We start from the raw sequence: 21,005 nt of genomic DNA on the forward strand, positions 1-21,005 counted from the left end.
TGCCCTCCAGGCGGAGGATTAATACTGACCCCGAGCATAATTTTCAACCACGACCCAATACAGGAGAGAGCCATGGTTGACGGACTTCTGAGCCGCCTCGGGGTTAGCGCCCAGGCAGTAGCGAATGGCAACCACCCGGTATACACCCCGATCGACGGCAGCCAGATCGCTTCGGTCAGCCTCGAGGACCGCGCCGCGGTCACGGCCAAGATCGCCCGCGCCGAGCAGGCCTTCCAGGCCTGGCGCAGCGTGCCGGCGCCGCGTCGCGGCGAGCTGATCCGTCTGTTCGGCGAGGTGCTGCGCAAGCACAAGGCCGACCTCGGCGAGCTGGTGTCCTGGGAAGCCGGGAAGATCACCCAGGAAGGCCTGGGCGAGGTGCAGGAGATGATCGACATCTGCGACTTCGCCGTCGGCCTGTCGCGCCAGCTGTACGGCCTGACCATCGCCTCCGAGCGCCCGGGCCACCACATGCGCGAGACCTGGCAGCCGCTGGGCGTGGTCGGCGTGATCAGCGCCTTCAACTTCCCGGTGGCGGTCTGGGCCTGGAACACCACCCTGGCCCTGGTCTGTGGCGACGCCGTGCTGTGGAAGCCGTCGGAGAAGACCCCGCTGACCGCCCTGGCCTGCCAGGCGCTGTTCGAGCAGGCGCTGGCCGCCTTCGGCGATGCCCCCGAGGGCCTCAGCCAACTGATCATCGGCGACCGCGAAGCCGGCGACGCCCTGGTCGAGGACCCGCGCGTGGCCCTGATCAGCGCCACCGGCAGCACCCGCATGGGCCGCGAAGTGGCGCCCAAGGTGGCCGCCCGCTTCGGTCGCAGCATCCTCGAACTGGGCGGCAACAACGCCATGATCCTGGCCCCCAGCGCCGACCTCGACATGGCCGTGCGCGCCATCCTGTTCGGCGCCGTGGGCACCGCCGGCCAGCGCTGCACCACCCTGCGCCGGCTGATCGCCCACGAGTCGGTCAAGGACGAGATCGTCGCCCGCCTCAAGGTCGCCTACGCCAAGGTGCGCATCGGCAACCCGCTGCAGGGCAACCTGGTCGGCCCGCTGATCGACAAGCACAGCTTCGAGGCCATGCAGGCGGCGCTGGACAAGGCCCGTGCCGAGGGCGGCAAGGTCTTCGGCGGCGAGCGCCAGCTGGCCGAGCAGTATCCGAACGCCTACTACGTCAGCCCGGCCATCGTCGAGATGCCGGCGCAGAGCGAGGTGGTGCGCCACGAGACCTTCGCGCCGATCCTCTACGTGCTGAGCTACAGCGACTTCGATCAGGCCCTGCGCCTGAACAACGAAGTGCCGCAAGGCCTGTCGTCGTGCATCTTCACCACCGACATGCGCGAGGCCGAGCAGTTCCAGAGCGCCGCCGGCAGCGACTGCGGCATCGCCAACGTCAACATCGGCACCAGCGGTGCGGAGATCGGCGGCGCCTTCGGCGGCGAGAAGGAGACCGGCGGCGGCCGCGAGTCCGGCTCCGATGCCTGGAAGGCCTACATGCGCCGGCAGACCAACACGGTCAACTACTCCCGCGAGCTGCCGCTGGCCCAGGGCATCGTGTTCGACTGATAGCACCGCGCGGGTACGAAAACGCCCCGGAGCCGCAAGGCCCCGGGGCGTTTTTCGTTGGCGCCTGGGTTGGCGCGTCGCGGACCTGCCTCAGACAGACCCGCGGCCGGCTCAGGCCTCGCTCGCGCCCTCGGCCTGCTCCAGCTGCAGCCACAGCGGCGGCGCGCCGGCGGACTTCTCGATCACCGCCAGGCGCGCGGCATGGGCGGCCAGCTCTGCTTCGCTGGCGCGAATCACCGGGGTGCGTGCGCGCTCGGCCGGCAGGCGACGGATCGGCGTCGGTTGCCGGCGACCGCTGCCGTCGCCCTCGCCGCCCTCGCCGGCCAGGGACAGGTGGGTCTGCCCGCCGGTCATCGCCAGATAGACGTCGGCGAGAATCTCGGCGTCGAGCAAGGCGCCGTGCAGGTCGCGGCCGGAGTTGTCGACGTCGTAGCGCTTGCACAGCGCATCGAGGTTGTTGCGCTGGCCCGGATGACGTTCGCGGGCCATCAACAGGGTGTCGAGGATCGCGCAGTGGTCGGCGATCTCCGCGCGATCCTGCTGCCCCAGCAGGGCGAACTCGTTGTTGATGAAGCCCACGTCGAACGCCGCGTTGTGGATGATCAGCTGGGCGCCCTTGATGAACTCGAAGAACTCCTCGGCCACGTCCTTGAAGCGCGGCTTGTCCTGCAGGAATTCGTTGGTGATGCCGTGCACCGCGATGGCGCCTTCGTCGATCTCCCGGTCCGGCTGCAGGTAGACGTGGAAATGCCGGCCGGTCAGGCGCCGGCCTTCCAGTTCGACGCAACCGATCTCGATGATGCGATGACCATCGGTGACCGGCATGCCGGTGGTTTCGGTGTCCAGAACGATGCTACGCACGCTTGCTTCCCCTCACTTCTTCGACGCCGCGGTTGGCCAGCTGGTCGGCTCGCTCGTTGCCCGGGTGGCCGGTGTGGCCGCGCACCCATTGCCAGGTCACGTTATGGCGGTTGACCTGCTCGTCCAGCTGCTGCCACAGGTCGGCATTCTTCACCGGCTGCTTGGCGGCGGTCTTCCAGCCGCGCTTCTTCCAGTTCGGCATCCAGTCCTGGATGCCCTGCATGACGTACTGGGAATCGGTGACCAGGCGCACCTCGCAGGCCCGCTTGAGCTCGGCCAGGCCACGGATGGCGGCGGTCAGTTCCATGCGGTTGTTGGTGGTCTCGGCCTCGCCACCCCAGAGCTCCTTCTCCACGCCCTTGAAAACCAGCAACGCCCCCCAGCCACCGATGCCCGGGTTGCCCTTGCAGGCGCCATCGGTGTAGATCTCGACTTGTTCAGACATGCACAGCCTTTCTCTCAGTAAATTTCGCCCGGCAGGCCTAGTGCTGTTCGGAGTCGCGGCGGCTGACCTTGGCCACCGGCATAGGCACCAGCTGGCCCATGGGGGCGCGCTGGGACTTGCGCAGCGGCCGCAGGCCAACCACCAGTTTGCGCGCCACCAATAGGTAGAAGCCGCCGCCCGGCGATTGCCAGGCATCGCCCCAGGCTTCCAGAGGCGCGAGACGAGCCTGCCAGGCGCTCGAAGCAAGCGGCGGACGATAGCACCCGAAGCGGCGTTTCTCCAGCGCGAAGCCCAGCAGGCGCAGCCAGTCGCTGACCCGCCCCGGGGCGATGCAGCGGGCCTGACGCAGGGCGTCGCGACTGAACAGATGGCGCACGCCCCAGATGCTGATGGGGTTGATGCCGATCACCACCAGGTGGCCGCCGGGCCTGACGCTACGCGCCGCTTCGCGCAGCAGGCCGTGGGGCGACAGGCTGAAGTCCAGGCCATGCTGCAGCAGCACCAGGTCCGCTGCGTGCTCGCCCAGCGGCCAGGCCTGCTCCTCGCAGACGATCTCCACCCCCGCGAATGGCGCGCCGAGGCGCACGCTGCGCTGGATCTGGGTCGCCCCCGGGGCCGCCGCCGAAGGCCCGTAATGCACCAGGTAGCCGCCGAAGAAGCGCGCCAGCTCGTCCTCCAGCAGCCGGTATTCCTCGGCCAGCAACAGCTGGCCGTAGGGGCCCTTGAACCAGTTGCGTGCCATGCCGATCAGCGAGAGCCAGTCGGCATCGGCCTGAGCGAAAGGATGATCGGACATAAGCTTTGCCTGCGTAGCCGCCATTGCCATTGAGGCCTAAGATGCACCTTTGTGAACCGCTTAGCGACCCACACCATGATCAAGATCGACGCCCTACCCGCCTTTACCGACAACTATATCTGGTTGCTGCAAGACGCCACGACGCGCCGCTGCGCGGTCGTCGACCCCGGCGACGCGGCCCCCGTACTGGCCTGGCTGGCCGAACATCCGGGGTGGGAACTGAGCGACATTCTGATCACTCACCATCACCATGACCATATCGGCGGGGTGGAGCGACTGAAAGCGACGAGCGGTGCCCGCGTGCTCGGCCCGGCCAAGGAGCAGATCCCCGCCCGCGACCTGGCCCTGGGCGAAGGGGACAGGGTCGAGGTGCTCGGCCACAGCTTCGCCATCATCGAGGTACCGGGGCATACCCTGGGCCATATCGCCTATTACCAGGCCGAGCAGCACTGGCTGTTCTGCGGCGACACCCTGTTCGCCGCCGGCTGCGGCCGCCTGTTCGAAGGCACCCCGCAGCAGATGCATGACTCGCTCGACCGCCTGGCGGCGCTGCCCGGTCAAACCCTGGTGTACTGCACCCATGAATACACCCTGAGCAACCTGCGCTTCGCCCAGGCGGTCGAGCCGGACAACCCGCAGATCGCCCGACGCCTGCAGCAGGTCGCCGAGTGGCGCCAGGCCGGGCGTGTCAGCCTGCCCTCCACCCTGGCCCTGGAGCAGGCAACCAACCCCTTCCTGCGCAGCACCGAGGCCTCGGTGCAGGCGCGGATCGACGCGCACGACGGCCCTCGAGCAAGGTCCTCGAGCGAGGTGTTCGCCTGCCTGCGGGCCTGGAAGGATCGCTTCTAAAAGCTCGACGATTGCGCAAAAGGGTCGCCGCAAACTTGACCCTCCGGGTGACGATTCCTAGAATCGCCCGTTCTTTTGCCTGGGAAGTGCGCGCCGAACAATGCCTTTATCACCACGCAAGACCTTGATTTCAAAGGCATTGGCACAAAGCGCCGGGGCGCTCGTGGTGGTGTTCTCGATGCTTCTGGGCGGCTGCCAGAGCATGGGCAATGGCAATGGCGACCTGGGCCGGGAGAGCGACCTGGCGGCCGATCTGAAACGGGAACCCGAGTGGTTGACGCCCGAGGTCGATGCCGAGGAACCGAACGATATCTGGGAGCGGGTCCGCGGCGGCTATCAGCTGCAGGACGAGATCGGCATCAACCCGCGCATCGAGCAGCAGCGTCTGTGGTTCGTCAGCAACCCCTCCTTCGTCGAGAAGGTCGGCGAGCGCAGCAGCCCCTATATCTATTACATCGTCGAGCGCCTGGAAGAACGCGGCATGCCAATGGAGCTGGCACTGCTGCCGATGATCGAGAGCGCCTACAACCCCTTCGCCTATTCGCCCGCCGATGCCGTCGGCCTGTGGCAGTTCATCCCCTCCACCGGCCGCCACTTCAATCTGCGCCAGACCAGCTGGTACGACGGGCGCCGCGACGTGCTGGCCTCGACCAACGCGGCGATGAACTACCTGTCGCGCCTGCACGAGATGTTCAACGGCGACTGGCTGCTGGCCCTGGCCGCCTATAACGCCGGCGAAGGCCGGGTCAGCCGTGCCATCGAGCGCAACCAGCAGCTCGGCCTGCCCACCGACTACTGGAACCTGGCGCTGCCGAACGAGACGCGCAACTACGTGCCCAAGCTGCTCGCCCTGTCCCAGGTGATCATGAGCCCCCAGGCCTATGGCGTCAGCCTCGGCCCGATCGCCAACGAACCCTATTTCGAGAAGGTCGAGCTCAAACAGCGCATGGACCTGTCGCGCGTGGCGGCCATGGCCGATCTGGACGAGGACGAGCTGTATCAGCTCAACCCGGCCTTCAAACGGCGCATCACCCTCGATGGCCCCCAGCACCTGCTGGTGCCGACCGACAAGGCCGAGTTACTCACGGCCAACCTGGCCCAGGTCAAGCCCCAGGAGCTGGTCGACTGGCAGCAGTATCGGGTGCGCCGCGGCGACAGCCTGAGCGCCATCGCCAATCGCTACCAGCTCGAGGTGAGCACCCTCAAGGACCTCAACCGCCTCACCAGCAACCGCCTGCGCATCGGCCAGGTACTGAGCATTCCCGCCCAGCCGGGCACGCGGGTGCAGGAAGCGCCACGCGCGGCCCTGGCCAGCACTGCCGGCACGCCACGCAGCTATCGGGTCAAGAGCGGCGACAACCTCTGGCAGATCGCCAAGACCCACCAGGTTTCGGTGAAGGACGTACAACGCTGGAACCGGCTCCAGGGCAACAACCTGCGCGTCGGCCAGACCCTGATTCTGCAAGCGTCGGATGCCTCCGCAGGCACCAGCAAAGGCGGCACCAATGCGACCTATTACAGGGTCCGCAAAGGCGATTCGCTGTACCTGATCGCCAAACGCTTCAAGGTGCAGATGAAGCACCTGCAACGCTGGAACCCACGCACCGGCAGCGCACTCAAGCCCGGACAGACCCTGACGCTGCACCTGCCACGCTGATCAGTCGCGCCGGGTCAACGCCTCCAGGCAACGACCAGCGAGCTGGGCGAAGCGCTGAAAGGCGACGAACTGCTCATGACTCAGCGCCCGCCCGGAGACCCGGCTGTCGGCATAGAGCACACCGATCTCACGCTTGCCCGCCAGTAGCGGCGCGATAAAGAACATGCCCTGGCCGAGCTTTTCGCGAATGGCCTGGGTCACCAGCTCGTTGAGGCCATAGCTGGCCGGCACGCCCATCCACACCGCCTCCTTGTCGCGCAGCACGTAGCCGAAGATATGGCTCTGGCTGGACGGCTCGAACGGCAGCTCGAAGTCGCTCAGCCAACCGGCCGTGCCCTCTCCCGCAACTCGCTTGGCGCGAAAGCAGCTCTGGCCGTCGGCCAATACCGCGAGCATGACCCGCTCCAACCCCACGCCCCGGTGCAAGCCCTCGAGCAGGGTATCGAGAATCGCGCCGACCTCGCCGCGTCGCACCGCCATCTGCCCGAGCGCCTGCAGCGCCGACTGCAGGACCTGCAGATCGGGCTGCAGCAGACGCGCGCGGCGCTGCTCCTGCTGCAGGCGGATCTGCTCGGGGTCGGTATTGGGAATCAGGCTGCAGAGCTTGCCGGCACCGAAGGTGCTGGCCACCCTGACCGCCTCGTCGGCGCTGTCCAGCACCTGCTGCATGGCCTCCTCCGGGCTCACTCCGACGAAGCCGGCCAACTCCCGGACCAGCTGCTCCATGGCCGGAGAATCCCAGCCCTCCAGCGCCGCCTCGCTGATCCGCGTGCCCAGGTTGACGGCATACACCGCCGGATCGCTCCGGCTGGAGGCGCCATGGGCCAGGCTGGCGATCTCGCCGAGATTCCAGGCCTTGACCAACCCCAGGGTCAGCTGACGAAAACTGGTGCCGAGTACGGCGCGCACCGCCGCCTCTTCATCGACGCCCGCCTGGTCCAGGGCACGGGCCAACTCGTCCGCCTGTTCGCCACCGCAGCCCCAGAAGGCGAGCTCGCCCAGATGGAACAGCAAGGCGGCGATAAAAACCTCTTCCTGATGCCTGGAAAGCACATAACCGGCGATATTGCGTGCCTGCACCGCGGCATGGAAGGAGCGCGCCAGCAGTGCCTGCAGCTGTTCGCGCGGCGCCCGGGTCAGCAGGCCATCGATCAGGCTCACCGCCATGCCGATCAGACGCACGTTGTCGAAGCCGATCAGCACGATGGCGCGAGAGATAGTCCGGATGCTCTCCTGCGAAGGGTTGTAATATGCGCTGTTACCGACGCGCAGAACCTTGGAGGTCAAGGAGGCGTCGCGCAACAGGACGTCGGCCAGCTGCTTGACCGAAGAGGTTTCCTCCTGGGCCAAGCGATGCAGGTCCTGCACCACCGCCGCCAACGCGGGCAACTCGGCTTCGTTCAAGCGCTCTATCCATGACTGCAAACCATGGCAACGTGTATCCAAGTTCGAGGCCTCGCAATGAGTTGTCCAAGTGTAGTCAGAAGGCGTCCGCAGCCTGCCCCCGGGCCCGCTCTTTTTCCAGCTGATACAAGCTGTTACTGTACCGGACAAGAAGCCCAAAAGCCGCCACGGATCGGATATTTCACCTGATGCGTCCCCTCCTCCCGCTACTCCTCGGTCTGGTCCTCAGCCTGCCGACCTGGGCCGCTATCCGCGAAAGCCACGGCTATGCGCAATTCGGCGTACTCAAGTACCCCGCCAGCTTCAGCCACTTCGACTGGGTCAACCCCGATGCCCCCAAGGGCGGCACCGTACGCATGATGGCCCTGGGGTCATTCGATACGCTCAACGCTTACGCCCTCAAGGGCACCAGCCCGATCTCCACGGCCAACTTCCTGCAATACGGCATCACCGGCCTGAACGAACCGCTGATGGTCGGCACCGATTCCTACGATCCCTCCGGCGATGAACCGGCCTCGAGCTACGGCCTGATCGCCAAGTCGGTCGAGTACAGCGAGGATCGCAGCTGGGCGGTGTTCAACCTGCGGCCGCAGGCGCGCTTCCACGACGGCAAGCCGATCACGGCTTACGACGTGGCATTTTCCTACCGCCTGCTCCTCAAGGACGGCCATCCGCAATACCGTACCCACCTGCAGGAGGTGAAGCGGGTCGACATTCTCAACCGTCATCGCATCCGCTTCGTCTTCAAACGCTCGGGCAACCCGCTGCTGATCCTGCGCCTGGGCGAACTGCCGGTGCTGCCCCAGCACTACTGGAAGGACCGCGACTTCAAGGCCACCACCTTCGAGCCGCCATTGGGCAGCGGTCCCTATCGCATCACCGAGGTGAAGCCGGGGCGCAGCCTGGTCTTCGAGCGGGTCAAGAACTGGTGGGGCGAGCAGCTGCCGGTCAACCGCGGCAAGTACAACTTCGACCGGGTCAACGTGGAGTTCTATCGCGACAGTCACGTCGCCTTCGAAGCCTTCAAAGCCGGGGAGTTCGACTTCTATATCGAGCAGCAGGCGAAGAACTGGGCCAGCGGCTACCGTTTTCCGGCCGTGGAGCGTGGCGAGGTGATCCGTGCGGAAATCCCCCACCAGATCCCCACCCAGACCCAGGCGCTGTTCATGAACACCCGGCGCGCGACCTTCGCCGAACGCAAGGTGCGCGAGGCCATCGGCCTGATGTTCGACTTCGAGTGGACCAACCGCGCGCTGTTCAACAGCGCCTATACCCGGGCCCAGAGTTACTACCCGAACAGCGAGTTCTCCGCCACCGGCAAGCCCAAGGGCGCCGAGTGGCTGCTGTTGTCCCCGTACCGCAAACAGTTGCCGGCGCGCCTGTTCACCGAGCCCTTCAAGATGCCGCAAACCAACGGTCGCGGCATTCCGCGTGACACCCTGCGCCGCGCCTTGAAGCTGCTGGCCGAGGCGGGCTGGAAACCACGCGGCCAGCGCCTGCTCAACGAGGATGGCCAGCCGCTGCAGTTCGAGATTCTACTGGTCAACCCCAGGCTGGAGCGGATCCTCCAGCCCTATGCCGAGAACCTGGCGCGCATCGGCATCGAGGCCAACCTGCGCACCGTCGACCGGGCCCAGTACAAGCAGCGCCTGGACCAGTTCGACTTCGACATGATCCTGCTGACCCTGCCGCAGACCCTCAGCCCCGGCCTGGAACAGTGGCTGTACTTCCACTCCAGCCAGGCCAAGGTCAAGGGGGGCAAGAACTATGCAGGCATCGACAACCCGGTGGTCGATGCCCTGCTCGACAAGCTGCTGGCGGCCAAGACCCGTCACCAGCAGGTAGCCGCGACCCGCGCCCTGGACAGGGTGCTGCTATGGCAGCACTACACCATCCCCAACTGGTACATCAGCCACCACCGCCTGGCGTACTGGAACCGCTTCGCCTTCGTCACCACCCCGCCCTACACCCTGGGGCTGCGCACCTGGTGGCTGAAATCCTCGGAGACCACTCGATGACGCACTCCCTGCGCGCCCTCCTTGCACACGGCAGCGGCCTGCTGCTGTTGGCCCTGGCCGGCCTGAGCCAGGCGGCGCCGCAACACGCGCTGACCCTGTACGACGAGGCCCCCAAGTACCCGGCCGACTACCAGCACTTCGACTACGTGAACCCGGATGCGCCCAAGGGCGGCACCCTGCGTCAGTCCGGCTTCGGCAGTTTCGACAGCCTCAACCCCTTCATCAACAAAGGGGTGGCGGCCGACGACATCGGCCTGATCTATGACACCCTGACCCGCCACAGCCTGGACGAGCCCTTCACCGAGTACGGCCTGTTGGCCGAGAAAATGGAGAAGGCCCCGGACAACGCCTGGGTGCGCTTCTACCTGCGCCCCGAGGCGCGCTTCCACGACGGCCAGCCGGTCACGGCCGAGGACGTCAAGTTCACCTTCGAGACCCTGATCGAGCATGGCGCGCCGCTGTACCGGGCCTATTACGCCGACGTCGAGCGAGTCGAGGTCGAAAGCCCGAATACGGTGCGCTTCGTCTTCAAGCACGCCGGTAACCGCGAGCTGCCGCTGATCCTCGGCCAGTTGCCGGTGCTGCCCAAACACTGGTGGGCCGAGCGCGACTTCGCCAAGGGCAACCTGGACATCCCCCTGGGCAGCGGCCCCTATCGGGTCGTCGAGGTCAAGGCTGGCCGCTCCATCGTCTATGAGCGGGTCGAGGACTGGTGGGGCAAGGACCTGCCGGTGAACCGCGGCTTCTACAACTTCGAACGCATGCGCATCGACTACTACCGCGACAACACCGTGGCCCTGGAGGCGCTCAAGGCCGGGCAGTTCGACTACTGGCTGGAAACCAGCGCGAAGAACTGGGCCAGCGCCTACGACACCACGGCCGTGGCCAACGGCCAGCTGATCAAGGAAGAAATCGACAACCACAACCCCACCGGCATGCAGGGTTTCGTCTTCAATATCCGTCGGCCGCTGTTCCAGGACCGCCGGGTACGCGAGGCCCTCGGCCTGCTGTTCGATTTCGAGTGGGCCAACAAGCAGCTGTTCAACGGTGCCTACAGCCGTACCCGCAGCTATTTCGACAATTCCGAACTGGCCTCCCGCGGCCTGCCCAGCGAGGCCGAACTGCAGATACTCGAGCCGCTGCGCGAGCAGATTCCGCCCGAAGTGTTCACCGACGAGTTCCGCCCACCGACCACCGATGCCAGCGGCATCATCCGCGAGCAGCAGCGCCGCGCCTACCAGCTGCTGCAGGAAGCCGGCTGGCGGGTCGAGGGCGACCATATGCTCGATGCCACGGGCACGCCGGTGCGTTTCGAGTTTCTCCTGGCGCAGACGGAGTTCGAACGGGTGCTGCTGCCCTTCAAGCGCAACCTGGCCGATCTCGGCATGGAGCTGGTGATTCGCCGGGTGGATGTCTCCCAATACATCACCCGCCTGCGCTCGCGGGATTTCGACCTGATCGTCAGCGGCTTCGGCCAGTCCAACTCACCGGGCAACGAGCAGCGCGAGTACTGGCACTCCAGCAGCGCCGACAACCCCGGCAGCCGCAACCTCATCGGCCTCAAGGACCCGGCCATCGACCAGCTGGTCGACGGCCTGATCAACGCCGACTCGCGCCAGAGCCTGATCGACCACACCCGCGCCCTGGACCGGGTACTGCTGTGGGGCCACTACGTCATTCCCAACTGGCACATCAAGACCTGGCGCGTGGCCTACTGGAACCACCTGGCCCACCCCAGGGTCACCCCGCTGTACGACATCGGCCTGAACACCTGGTGGTTCCGCAAACTGCCGCAGACCTCGGCGACGCCAACCGAGGCCGATCTGGCGAGCACGGAGCACTAGCATGCTGGCGTATATCTTGCGTCGCCTGTTGCTGATCATTCCCACCCTGTTCGGCATCCTGCTGCTCAACTTCATCATCATCCAGGCCGCCCCCGGCGGCCCGGTGGAGCAGATGATCGCCCAGCTGGAAGGCTTCGAGGGCGCCACCAGCCGCATTGCCGGCGGCGGCGCCGAGGTGGCGGTGGCCGGCTCCAACTATCGCGGCGCCCAGGGCCTGGACCCCGAGCTGATCGCCGAGATCGAACGCCTGTACGGCTTCGACAAACCGGCCCCGGAACGCTTCTGGATCATGCTGAAGAACTACGCCCAGCTGGATTTCGGCGAGAGTTTCTTCCGTGACGCCAAGGTGATCGACCTGATCGTCGAGAAGATGCCGGTATCGGCATCTCTCGGGCTGTGGAGCACCCTGATCATGTACCTGGTGTCCATCCCCCTGGGCATCGCCAAGGCCGTGCGCCACGGCAGCGCCTTCGACGTCTGGACCAGCTCGGCGATCATCGTCGGCTATGCCATACCGGCGTTCCTCTTCGCCATCCTGCTGATCGTGCTGTTCGCCGGTGGCAGCTACTTCGACTGGTTCCCCCTGCGTGGCCTGACCTCGAACAACTTCGATCAGCTCAGCCTCGGCGGCAAGATCCTCGACTACTTCTGGCATCTGGCCCTGCCGGTCACCGCACTGGTCATCGGCAACTTCGCTACCCTGACCCTGCTGACCAAGAACAGCTTCCTCGACGAGATCAACAAACAGTACGTGACCACCGCCCGGGCCAAGGGGCTGTCGAAGAACGGCGTGCTCTACGGCCATGTGTTCCGCAATGCCATGCTGATCATCATCGCCGGCTTCCCCTCGGCGCTGATCGGCATCTTCTTCACCGGTTCCCTGCTGATAGAGGTGATCTTCTCCCTCGACGGCCTGGGCCTGATGAGCTTCGAGGCCGCCATCAACCGCGACTATCCGGTGGTCTTCGGCACCCTGTTCATCTTCACCCTGCTGGGGCTGATCCTGAAGCTGATCGGCGATCTCACCTACACCCTGGTCGATCCGCGCATCGACTTCGAAAGCCGGGAGAACTGAGATGGCCCTGTCTCCTATCAATCAACGGCGCTTCCAGCGCTTCAAGGCCCACAAGCGCGGCTGGTGGTCGCTGTGGATCTTCCTGGTGCTGTTCGTCCTGACCCTGGGCGCCGAGCTGATCGCCAACGACAAGCCCCTGGTCGTGCAGTACGACGGTCAGTGGTACTTCCCGGTGCTCAAGCGTTACCCGGAAACCACCTTCGGCGGCGAATTCCCGCTGCAGGCCAACTACAAGAGCCCCTACATCCAGGGGCTGATAGCCGAGAAAGACGGCTGGATGCTGTGGCCGCCGATCCCCTTCAGCTATTCGAGCATCAACTACGATCTGGAGGTGCCGGCCCCGGCGCCGCCCTCGGCGGCCAACTGGCTGGGCACCGACGACCAGGGTCGCGACGTACTGGCCCGGGTCATCTACGGCTTCCGCATCTCGGTGCTGTTCGCCCTGACCCTGACCGTGCTCAGCTCCATCATCGGCGTGTTCGCCGGCGCCCTGCAGGGCTTCTACGGCGGCTGGGTCGACCTGCTGGGGCAGCGTTTCCTCGAGGTCTGGTCCGGCCTGCCGGTGCTCTACCTGCTGATCATCCTGGCCAGTTTCGTGCAGCCGAATTTCTGGTGGTTGCTGGGCATCATGCTGCTGTTCTCCTGGATGAGCCTGGTGGATGTGGTGCGCGCCGAGTTCCTCCGTGGCCGCAACCTGGAGTACGTGCGCGCCGCCCGCGCCCTGGGCATGGAGAACGGCGCCATCATGTTCCACCACATCCTGCCCAACGCCATGGTCTCGACCATGACCTTCATGCCCTTCATCCTCACCGGCGCCATCGGCACCCTCACCGCCCTGGACTTCCTCGGCTTCGGCCTGCCGCCGGGAGCACCGTCGCTCGGCGAGCTGGTCGCCCAGGGCAAGGCCAACCTGCAGGCCCCCTGGTTGGGGATGACCGCCTTCGCCGTACTCGCCCTGATGCTCAGCCTGCTGGTGTTTATCGGCGAAGCGGCACGCGATGCCTTCGACCCGAGGAAATGAGATGAGCGACTCCGCCCCCCTGATCGAAGTACGCGACCTGGCCGTCGAATTCGTCACCGGCGAGCACAGGCAACGCGTGGTCGAAGCTGTCAGTTTCTCCATCCAGCGTGGCGAAACCCTGGCCCTGGTCGGCGAAAGCGGGTCCGGCAAATCGGTCACCGCCCACTCGATCCTGCGCCTGCTGCCCTACCCCCTGGCCCAGCACCCGGCCGGCAGCATCCACTACGCCGGCGAAGACCTGCTCAAGCTCGACGAGAAGCGCCTGCGCGAGCTGCGCGGCAACCGCATCGCCATGGTCTTTCAGGAGCCCATGACCTCCCTCAACCCGCTGCACAGCATCGAGAAGCAGATCAACGAGGTGCTCGCCCTGCACAAGGGCCTGAGCGGCAAGGCCGCCACCGAGCGCACCCTGGAGCTGCTCGACCTGGTCGGCATCCCCGAACCGCACAAGCGCCTCAAGGCCTACCCCCATGAGCTCTCCGGCGGCCAACGCCAGCGGGTGATGATCGCCATGGCCCTGGCCAACGAACCGGAACTGCTGATCGCCGACGAGCCGACCACCGCCCTGGACGTGACCGTGCAGCTGAAAATCCTCGAGCTGCTCAAGGATCTGCAGGCCCGCCTGGGCATGGCGCTGCTGCTGATCAGCCATGACCTCAACCTGGTACGACGAATTGCCCATCGGGTATGTGTCATGCAGAGCGGAAAGGTCGTCGAACAAGCGTCGTGTGAAAATTTGTTCCGAACGCCGCAGCATCCCTATACCCAGGAACTGCTCGGCGCCGAGCCCAGCGGCGATCCGGTGGCCGTCGAGGCCGGCGAGCCGCTGCTGGAAGTCGACGATCTGCGCGTATGGTTCCCGATCAAGAAGGGCCTGCTGCGTCGCACCGTCGGCCATGTCAAGGCAGTGGACGGGATCAGCTTCAGCCTGCCCCAGGGGCAGACCCTGGGCATAGTCGGCGAAAGCGGTTCCGGCAAGTCGACCCTGGGGCTGGCGATCCTGCGACTGCTCGGCAGTCAGGGCGCCATCCGCTTCCAGGGCCAGGCACTGCAGGGGTTGTCGCAGCATGCCGTGCGTCCGCTGCGCCGGCAGATGCAGGTGGTGTTCCAGGACCCCTTCGGCAGCCTGAGTCCGCGGATGTCGGTGGGCCAGATCGTCGGCGAAGGCCTGCATATCCATCGCATGGGCACGCAGGCCGAACAGGAACAAGCGATCATCGACGCGCTCGTGGAGGTAGACCTGGACCCGGAGACCCGGCACCGCTACCCCCACGAGTTTTCCGGCGGGCAACGGCAACGGATCGCCATCGCCCGGGCACTGGTGTTGAAACCGGCGCTGATACTGCTGGACGAGCCCACCTCGGCGCTCGACCGCACAGTCCAGCGCCAGGTCGTCGAGTTGCTGCGTTCGCTGCAGATCAAGCACAACCTGACGTACCTGTTTATCAGCCATGACCTGGCGGTGGTTCGGGCACTGAGCCACCAGCTGATCGTGGTCAAGGAAGGACAAGTAGTGGAACAGGGGGCGGCGGAGCAGATCTTCGCCGCACCGCAGCATATTTACACTCGGCAGCTGCTGGAAGCCGCCTTTCTGGCTCCAGGCGCTGCCGACTAATCCTTGAAAGCAGGAAGAGGAAGCGTACACATGGGTTTTCTAAGCGGTAAGCGCGTACTGATCGTTGGCGTTGCCAGCAAACTGTCCATCGCCTCGGGCATCGCCGCGGCCATGCACCGCGAGGGCGCCGAACTGGCTTTCACCTATCAGAACGAGAAGCTCAAGGGCCGGGTCGAAGAGTTCGCCGCCAGCTGGGGTTCGGGCCCCGAGCTGTGCTTCCCCTGCGACGTGGCCAACGATGACGAGATCGTCAGCGTGTTCGAGGCCCTGAGCAAGAAGTGGGACGGCCTGGACTGCATCGTTCACTCGGTCGGTTTCGCCCCGGGTGATCAGCTCAACGGCGACTTCACCGAAGTCACCACCCGCGAAGGCTTCAAGATCGCCCACGACATCAGTGCCTACAGCTTCGTCGCCCTGGCCAAGGCCGGTCGCGAAATGATGAAGGGGCGCAACGGCAGCCTGCTGACCCTCTCCTACCTGGGCGCCGAGCGCACCATGCCGAACTACAACGTGATGGGCATGGCCAAGGCCAGCCTGGAAGCCGGCGTGCGCTACCTGGCCGCCAGCCTCGGTCCGGAAGGCACCCGCGTCAACGCCATCTCCGCAGGCCCGATCCGCACCCTCGCCGCCAGCGGCATTGCCAGCTTCCGCAAGATGCTGGCCGCCAACGAGAAGCAGACCCCGCTGCGCCGCAACGTGACCATCGAGGAAGTCGGCAATGCCGGCGCCTTCCTCTGCTCCGACCTGGCCTCAGGCGTCAGCGGTGAGATCATGTACGTCGACGGCGGCTTCAACACCACCGCCATGGGCGCGATGGAAGACTGATCGACCCAACGGCGACAATAAAAAAGCCCGCGAAAGCGGGCTTTTTTACGACTCGACGGTTATCAGAACCGCTCGATATCCGCTTGCGCCTCCAGCTGCTTGCGGAAGGCGGCGAAGTCCTGCTGACCACTGCGCGAGGCCAGGAAGCGGCGGTACATGGCCTTCTCCTCCTCGGCCAACGCTTCCTGCGGCTCGCTCACGCCGTTCAGGCGGATCACCACGAAGTCGCCGCTGTCCAGGCCCACGCCGGCGAAGCTCGGCTGGCCGGAATCGCTCGGCTTGGGCATACGGAACAGCGCCTGCAGCACCACCGGCTCGACACCCTCATGGCTGCGCGTGGCCGCCTCGACCGGCTGCCATTCTTGCGTCTGCTCGGCCGGCGTCTTGCCATCGCGCAATGCCGTCAACAGCTCCTCGCCCTTGGCTTTCGCCGCCTCGCTGGCCCGCACCCTGGTCAGGTGCCCACGGATGCTGTCGGCCACCTGCTCCAGCGCCAACTGCTCGGGCTTCCGGTGCTCCTTGACGCGCACCACCACGACCGTGTTCGGATCCAGCTCGATGGTCGCGCTGTTGTTGCCGTCCTCCAGCACCTCTGCACTGAAGGCCGCCTGGATAACCTGGCGGTTAGCGGCCAGCCCTTCGCCACCTTCACGGCCGAAGGCGTCGGTGGTTTTCACCTCCAAACCGAGCTCCTGCGCAGGCTGGGCCAGATCGGAGGACTCGAACGCCAGGTCTTCCAGCTGCTTGGCAACTTCGACGAAACGCTGCTCGACCCGCTGTGCCTTCAGATCGCGTACCAGCTTGTCCTTCAGGCTGTCGAAGCTCGGCACCTCGGGCGCCTGCACACCCAGCAGCTTGATCAGGTGCCAGCCGAACTCGCTACGGACCGGCGCGGAAACCTCGCCCTCGCCCAGGGCATACAGGGCCTCTTCGAAGGCCGGGTCGTACACACCCTGCCCGGCATAGCCCAGATCGCCGCCCTCGGTGGCCGAACCCGGGTCCTCGGAGAGCTCCTTGGCCAGCGCCGCGAACTCCTCGCCCTGCTGCAGGCGCTTCTGGACCTCATCGATCTTGGCCTTGGCCTGCCCCTCATCAACCGCGTCGCTGACCTCGATCAGGATATGCGCAGCTCGGCGTTGCTCGGCCAGATTGGCGATCTCGCTCTGGTAGGCACTCTGCAGGTCTTCGTCGGCCACTTCCACCTGATCGAAGAAGGCATCCTTCTTCAGCTCGAGGTACTCCAGGACCACCTGCTCAGGGCTCATGAACTGGCTGGCCTGGGCCTCGTAGTAAGCCTTGACGTCGTCATCGCTCAACTGCACGGCCGCGGTATCAGCCGGCACCCGCAGCGTGGCGAAGTCACGGGTCTGCTGCTCCAGGCGGGCGAAGGCTTCGACTTGGGCATCGGTGACGAAGCCGCTGCCGGCCAGACCCGCCCGCAGCTGGCCGATGAGCATTTCCTGGGCCAGCATCTGACGGAACTGCAGGCGGCTATAGCCCAGCTGGCGAATGACCTGATCGAAGCGATCGGCATTGAACTTGCCGTCCACCTGAAACTCCGGGGTCTGCAGGATCAGCTGATCGAGCGCCTGCTCGGAGAACGCGAAGTCTGCATCCGCCGCGGCCTGCAACAGCAGAGTCCGCTCGATCAAGCCATTGAGCGCCGACTCGCGCAGCAGCTTCTCATCCAGCAGGGATGCGTCGAAGTCCTTGCCGAGCTGCTGCAACAGCTGACGCCGCTGCATCTCGACCGCCTGCCCCAGCTGACTCAAGCTGACCTTTTCGCCATTCACCTCGGCGGCGTTCTGGCTGTTGCTGGTACTGGTGAATACGGCCTCGACACCGGTCAGCGCCAGTAGCACGACGATAAGGCCGATAATGGTTTTGGCAATCCACCCCTGTGAATTGTCCCTGATGTTCTGCAGCATGCGTCCCCCAGAACGACTGTACGAATAATAAACAGCCGCGCAGCGTGGGTAATATCCAGATAGAAGAAAGGCGCATCCGGGGATGCGCCTTCGCGTGACTTGCGGAGCGGACGAGACTCGAGCCCGTGACTTCCGGCGTTACGGCCGGTGTCTGACCGGCTGAATCACCGCTCCGCTACCAGCCCGACCTCGCAGCCGAACTGGAAGGGCAAGGCCCGAAAGACGCTTAGTTGACTGCGTCCTTCAGAGCTTTGCCAGCCTTGAAACCTGGGATCTTAGCGGCGGCGATGCTGATCGGCTTACCGGTCTGCGGGTTACGGCCAGTGCGAGCGGCGCGCTCCTTGACAGCGAAGGTACCGAAACCAACCAGTACGACGGAGTCACCAGCCTTGAGAGCGCCAGTGACGGATTCAATCACTGCGTCCAGCGCGCGGCCAGCAACAGCTTTCGGGATATCAGCAGATGCAGCGATAGCATCAATCAGTTCCGACTTGTTCACTCTAAGTCCCCTTAATTTCTGTTGAGTTTGTTTCTTGATTTTTAGTGTAAGCAAAGCGGGTGCTGGGCGGCCTGCAGACACAATAAGAGCCGCTTTATATCAAGGGCTCTAAAATTGTGTCAAGAAAGCCCCCCGGCTAATGCGTGCTAATTCGCTCCTTGGAATCAGACTCGCGCTTCTCATCCTTTGCAACCAGCTCGGGAGCCGCATCGGGCAAGGGCTCCGGGGCGTATTGCAGCGCAATTTGCAGGACCTCGTCAATCCATTTAACGGGTTTAATCTGCAGGTCTTGCTTTATATTTTCAGGAATTTCTTTCAAGTCGCGGACATTTTCTTCAGGAATGATCACGGTTTTGATTCCGCCCCGATGAGCCGCCAGCAATTTTTCTTTTAGTCCACCGATCGCCAGCACCTGACCGCGCAGGGTGATCTCACCGGTCATGGCCACATCGGCCCGCACCGGGATCTGGGTCAGGGCCGAGACCAGAGCCGTGCACATGCCCACACCGGCACTGGGGCCGTCCTTGGGCGTCGCACCCTCGGGCATGTGGATATGGATATCGCGCTTCTCATAGAAATCCAGGGCCACGCCCAGGCTCTTGGCGCGGCTGCGCACCACGGTTTGCGCGGCGGTGATCGACTCCACCATCACGTCCCCCAGCGAACCGGTCTTGATCAACTGGCCCTTGCCGGGCACGACCGCGGCCTCGATGGTCAGCAGTTCGCCGCCCACCTGGGTCCAGGCCAGCCCGGTCACCTGACCGATCTGGTCTTCCTGCTCGGCCAGGCCATAGCGGTGCTTGCGCACACCGAGGAAATGCTCGAGCGATTCGGCAGTGACCAGCACCTCGAAACGCTTCTGCCGGGCATGCTCCTTCACCGCCCGACGACAGACCTTGGCGATCTGCCGCTCCAGGCTGCGCACCCCCGCCTCGCGGGTGTAGTAGCGGATGATGTCGCGAATCGCCGCCTCCTCGAACGCCAACTCGCCTTTCTTCAGGCCGTTGACCTGGATCTGCTTCGGCGCCAGGTACTTGATGGCGATGTTGACCTTCTCATCCTCGGTGTAACCGGGCAGGCGAATCACCTCCATGCGATCGAGCAAGGGGGCCGGAATGTTCATGGAGTTGGCGGTACAGAGGAACATCACGTCGGAGAGGTCGTAATCGACTTCCAGATAGTGATCGTTGAAGTTGTGGTTCTGCTCGGGATCGAGCACCTCGAGCAGGGCCGAGGCCGGATCGCCGCGCATGTCCTGCCCCATCTTGTCGATCTCGTCGAGCAGGAACAGCGGGTTGCGCACGCCCACCTTGGTCATCTTCTGGATCAGCCGGCCCGGCATCGAACCGATATAGGTCCGCCGATGACCGCGGATCTCCGCCTCATCGCGCACGCCGCCCAGGGCCATGCGCACGAACTTGCGATTGGTCGAGTGGGCGATCGACTCGGCCAGGGAGGTCTTGCCCACCCCCGGCGGCCCGACCAGACAGAGCACCGGTCCCTTGATCTTCTTCACCCGCTTCTGCACCGCGAGGTACTCGAGGATGCGCTCCTTGACCTCTTCCAGGCCATAGTGATCGGCATTGAGGATGGCCTCGGCCCGCGCCAGATCCAGGCGCACCTTGCTGTGCGCCTTCCACGGCACGTTCACCAGCCAGTCGATATAGGAGCGCACCACGGTGGCCTCGGCCGACATCGGCGACATCTGCTTGAGCTTGTTCAGCTCGGTCTGCGCCTTGTCGTAGGCTTCCTTGGTCAGGCCGGCATTCTCGATGCGCCTCTTCAGCTCATCCAGCTCGCTGTGGCCTTCGTCGATATCGCCGAGCTCCTTCTGGATGGCCTTCATCTGCTCATTCAGGTAGTACTCGCGCTGACTGCGCTCCATCTGCTTCTTCACCCGACCACGGATGCGCTTCTCGACCTGCAGCAGGTCGATCTCGGCGTCCAGCAGCGCCAGTACGTGCTCGACCCGCGCCGACAAGTCGGTGATCTCGAGGATTTCCTGCTTCTGCTCGATCTTCAGTGCCATGTGCGCGGCCATGGTGTCGACCAGACGACTCGGCTCGTCGATGCTGTTGAGCGACGACAGCACCTCGGCCGGCACTTTCTTGCCAAGCTGCACGTACTGCTCGAACTGGCTGAGCAGGCTGCGCACGAAGACCTCGGACTCGCGCTCGGCGGCCTCGACCTCGTCGAGCAGCTGCACCTCGGCGCGGCAGTGGTCCTCGGCCTCGATGAACCGCTCGATCTCGCCCCGCTGCTCGCCCTCGACCAGCACCTTGACCGTGCCGTCCGGCAGCTTCAGCAGTTGCAGGACCGTCGCCACGGTTCCGACCCGGTAGAGTTCCGCCTCGCCCGGATCATCGTCCGCGGGGTTCTTCTGGGCGAGCAGCAGGATCTGCTTCTCCCCTGTCATCGCCGCCTCCAGGGCTTCGATGGATTTCTCGCGCCCGACGAACAGCGGGATCACCATGTGCGGATAGACCACGACATCGCGCAGCGGCAAGAGAGGCAATTCGATGGTTGTCTTCATGATTTCGGCTCTACGGCGGCCATACGGCCGTAAACAGATGGGAATACCCTTGGCCCTAAGATGGGGGTAGCC

16 protein-coding genes are annotated in these 21,005 nt (G+C 64.9%); 9 read left to right on the plus strand and 7 right to left on the minus strand.

Annotated elements, in window-relative coordinates; genetic code table 11:
* Nucleotides 1–72 precede the first annotated feature (72 nt).
* Entirely contained in the window at nucleotides 73–1,563 is a 1,491-nt protein-coding gene (amaB, locus tag SBP02_RS10955) for an L-piperidine-6-carboxylate dehydrogenase (protein WP_318641533.1), read from the plus strand.
* A gap of 111 nt (nucleotides 1,564–1,674) precedes the next feature.
* Here amaB and dnaQ read toward each other — a convergent pair whose 3' ends face one another.
* From dnaQ to SBP02_RS10970, 3 genes are read right to left on the minus strand one after another with little or no spacing between them, the layout of a single operon-like run.
* Nucleotides 1,675–2,424, minus strand: a complete 750-nt coding sequence (gene dnaQ / locus SBP02_RS10960; RefSeq protein WP_318641535.1) for a DNA polymerase III subunit epsilon — start codon at nucleotides 2,422–2,424, stop codon at nucleotides 1,675–1,677.
* Nucleotides 2,417–2,869: a ribonuclease HI gene (gene rnhA, locus SBP02_RS10965; RefSeq protein WP_369959277.1), complete on the minus strand. Its 453-nt coding sequence runs from the start codon at nucleotides 2,867–2,869 to the stop codon at nucleotides 2,417–2,419. Before rnhA ends, dnaQ begins: the two co-directional genes overlap by 8 nt.
* Before the next feature lie 37 nt (nucleotides 2,870–2,906).
* Nucleotides 2,907–3,665 (minus strand): class I SAM-dependent methyltransferase, encoded by a 759-nt coding sequence (locus SBP02_RS10970; protein WP_318641537.1) that lies wholly within the window; start codon nucleotides 3,663–3,665, stop codon nucleotides 2,907–2,909.
* Between the two features lie 75 nt (nucleotides 3,666–3,740).
* On the opposite strand from SBP02_RS10970, the gene gloB reads away from it, so the two are divergent.
* Both gloB and SBP02_RS10980 read left to right on the plus strand, forming a co-directional pair.
* Nucleotides 3,741–4,514 (plus strand): hydroxyacylglutathione hydrolase, encoded by a 774-nt coding sequence (gene gloB / locus SBP02_RS10975; protein ID WP_318641539.1) that lies wholly within the window; start codon nucleotides 3,741–3,743, stop codon nucleotides 4,512–4,514.
* Nucleotides 4,515–4,614: 100 nt separating this feature from the next.
* Entirely contained in the window at nucleotides 4,615–6,171 is a 1,557-nt protein-coding gene (locus tag SBP02_RS10980) for a lytic transglycosylase domain-containing protein (protein ID WP_318641541.1), read from the plus strand.
* Here the strand turns inward: SBP02_RS10980 and SBP02_RS10985 are convergent, their stop codons facing one another.
* Nucleotides 6,172–7,617 (minus strand): HDOD domain-containing protein, encoded by a 1,446-nt coding sequence (locus tag SBP02_RS10985; RefSeq protein ID WP_318641543.1) that lies wholly within the window; start codon nucleotides 7,615–7,617, stop codon nucleotides 6,172–6,174. It lies immediately after the preceding gene.
* Between the two features lie 146 nt (nucleotides 7,618–7,763).
* On the opposite strand from SBP02_RS10985, the gene SBP02_RS10990 reads away from it, so the two are divergent.
* The 6 genes from SBP02_RS10990 to fabI are packed head-to-tail and all read left to right on the plus strand — an operon-like array spanning nucleotide 7,764 to nucleotide 15,973.
* Complete coding sequence (locus SBP02_RS10990; RefSeq protein ID WP_318641545.1) at nucleotides 7,764–9,593, plus strand: extracellular solute-binding protein; 1,830 nt, start codon at nucleotides 7,764–7,766, stop codon at nucleotides 9,591–9,593.
* A complete protein-coding gene (locus SBP02_RS10995; protein ID WP_318641547.1) occupies nucleotides 9,590–11,437 on the plus strand; it encodes an extracellular solute-binding protein in 1,848 nt (615 codons plus the stop codon). Before SBP02_RS10990 ends, SBP02_RS10995 begins: the two co-directional genes overlap by 4 nt.
* Nucleotide 11,438: 1 nt before the next feature.
* A complete protein-coding gene (locus SBP02_RS11000; RefSeq protein WP_318641549.1) occupies nucleotides 11,439–12,512 on the plus strand; it encodes a microcin C ABC transporter permease YejB in 1,074 nt (357 codons plus the stop codon).
* Nucleotide 12,513: 1 nt separating this feature from the next.
* Nucleotides 12,514–13,533, plus strand: coding sequence for an ABC transporter permease (locus SBP02_RS11005; protein ID WP_318641551.1), 1,020 nt, complete (start codon nucleotides 12,514–12,516; stop codon nucleotides 13,531–13,533).
* Between the two features lies 1 nt (nucleotide 13,534).
* Complete coding sequence (locus SBP02_RS11010; RefSeq protein ID WP_318641552.1) at nucleotides 13,535–15,148, plus strand: ABC transporter ATP-binding protein; 1,614 nt, start codon at nucleotides 13,535–13,537, stop codon at nucleotides 15,146–15,148.
* Between the two features lie 30 nt (nucleotides 15,149–15,178).
* A complete protein-coding gene (gene fabI, locus SBP02_RS11015) occupies nucleotides 15,179–15,973 on the plus strand; it encodes an enoyl-ACP reductase FabI (RefSeq protein ID WP_318641554.1) in 795 nt (264 codons plus the stop codon).
* 62 nt (nucleotides 15,974–16,035) lie between these two features.
* On the opposite strand, the gene SBP02_RS11020 is transcribed toward fabI, so the two are convergent.
* The 3 genes from SBP02_RS11020 to lon all read right to left on the minus strand — a co-directional run bounded on the left by SBP02_RS11020 (nucleotide 16,036) and on the right by lon (nucleotide 20,933).
* Nucleotides 16,036–17,901 (minus strand): SurA N-terminal domain-containing protein, encoded by a 1,866-nt coding sequence (locus SBP02_RS11020; RefSeq protein WP_318641556.1) that lies wholly within the window; start codon nucleotides 17,899–17,901, stop codon nucleotides 16,036–16,038.
* A 226-nt stretch (nucleotides 17,902–18,127) separates the two neighbouring features.
* Nucleotides 18,128–18,400: a nucleoid-associated protein HU-beta gene (gene hupB / locus SBP02_RS11025; protein WP_003239952.1), complete on the minus strand. Its 273-nt coding sequence runs from the start codon at nucleotides 18,398–18,400 to the stop codon at nucleotides 18,128–18,130.
* A gap of 136 nt (nucleotides 18,401–18,536) precedes the next feature.
* Complete coding sequence (gene lon, locus SBP02_RS11030; protein ID WP_318641608.1) at nucleotides 18,537–20,933, minus strand: endopeptidase La; 2,397 nt, start codon at nucleotides 20,931–20,933, stop codon at nucleotides 18,537–18,539.
* Nucleotides 20,934–21,005: the final 72 nt, after the last annotated feature.

Source organism: Pseudomonas benzenivorans (assembly GCF_033547155.1).
Lineage (GTDB): Bacteria > Pseudomonadota > Gammaproteobacteria > Pseudomonadales > Pseudomonadaceae > Aquipseudomonas > Aquipseudomonas benzenivorans_B.

Bases quoted from the DNA above. Each gene is read 5' to 3' on its own strand.
- gloB (WP_318641539.1), top strand. From the start codon at position 3,741: ATGATCAAGATCGACGCCCTACCCGCCTTTACCGACAACTATATCTGG.
- SBP02_RS11000 (WP_318641549.1), top strand. From the start codon at position 11,439: ATGCTGGCGTATATCTTGCGTCGCCTGTTGCTGATCATTCCCACCCTG.
- SBP02_RS10995 (WP_318641547.1), top strand. From the start codon at position 9,590: ATGACGCACTCCCTGCGCGCCCTCCTTGCACACGGCAGCGGCCTGCTG.
- amaB (WP_318641533.1), top strand. From the start codon at position 73: ATGGTTGACGGACTTCTGAGCCGCCTCGGGGTTAGCGCCCAGGCAGTA.
- SBP02_RS11005 (WP_318641551.1), top strand. From the start codon at position 12,514: ATGGCCCTGTCTCCTATCAATCAACGGCGCTTCCAGCGCTTCAAGGCC.
- SBP02_RS11010 (WP_318641552.1), top strand. From the start codon at position 13,535: ATGAGCGACTCCGCCCCCCTGATCGAAGTACGCGACCTGGCCGTCGAA.
- SBP02_RS10990 (WP_318641545.1), top strand. From the start codon at position 7,764: ATGCGTCCCCTCCTCCCGCTACTCCTCGGTCTGGTCCTCAGCCTGCCG.
- SBP02_RS10970 (WP_318641537.1), bottom strand. From the start codon at position 3,665: ATGTCCGATCATCCTTTCGCTCAGGCCGATGCCGACTGGCTCTCGCTG.
- rnhA (WP_369959277.1), bottom strand. From the start codon at position 2,869: ATGTCTGAACAAGTCGAGATCTACACCGATGGCGCCTGCAAGGGCAAC.
- SBP02_RS10980 (WP_318641541.1), top strand. From the start codon at position 4,615: ATGCCTTTATCACCACGCAAGACCTTGATTTCAAAGGCATTGGCACAA.
- lon (WP_318641608.1), bottom strand. From the start codon at position 20,933: ATGAAGACAACCATCGAATTGCCTCTCTTGCCGCTGCGCGATGTCGTG.
- fabI (WP_318641554.1), top strand. From the start codon at position 15,179: ATGGGTTTTCTAAGCGGTAAGCGCGTACTGATCGTTGGCGTTGCCAGC.
- SBP02_RS11020 (WP_318641556.1), bottom strand. From the start codon at position 17,901: ATGCTGCAGAACATCAGGGACAATTCACAGGGGTGGATTGCCAAAACC.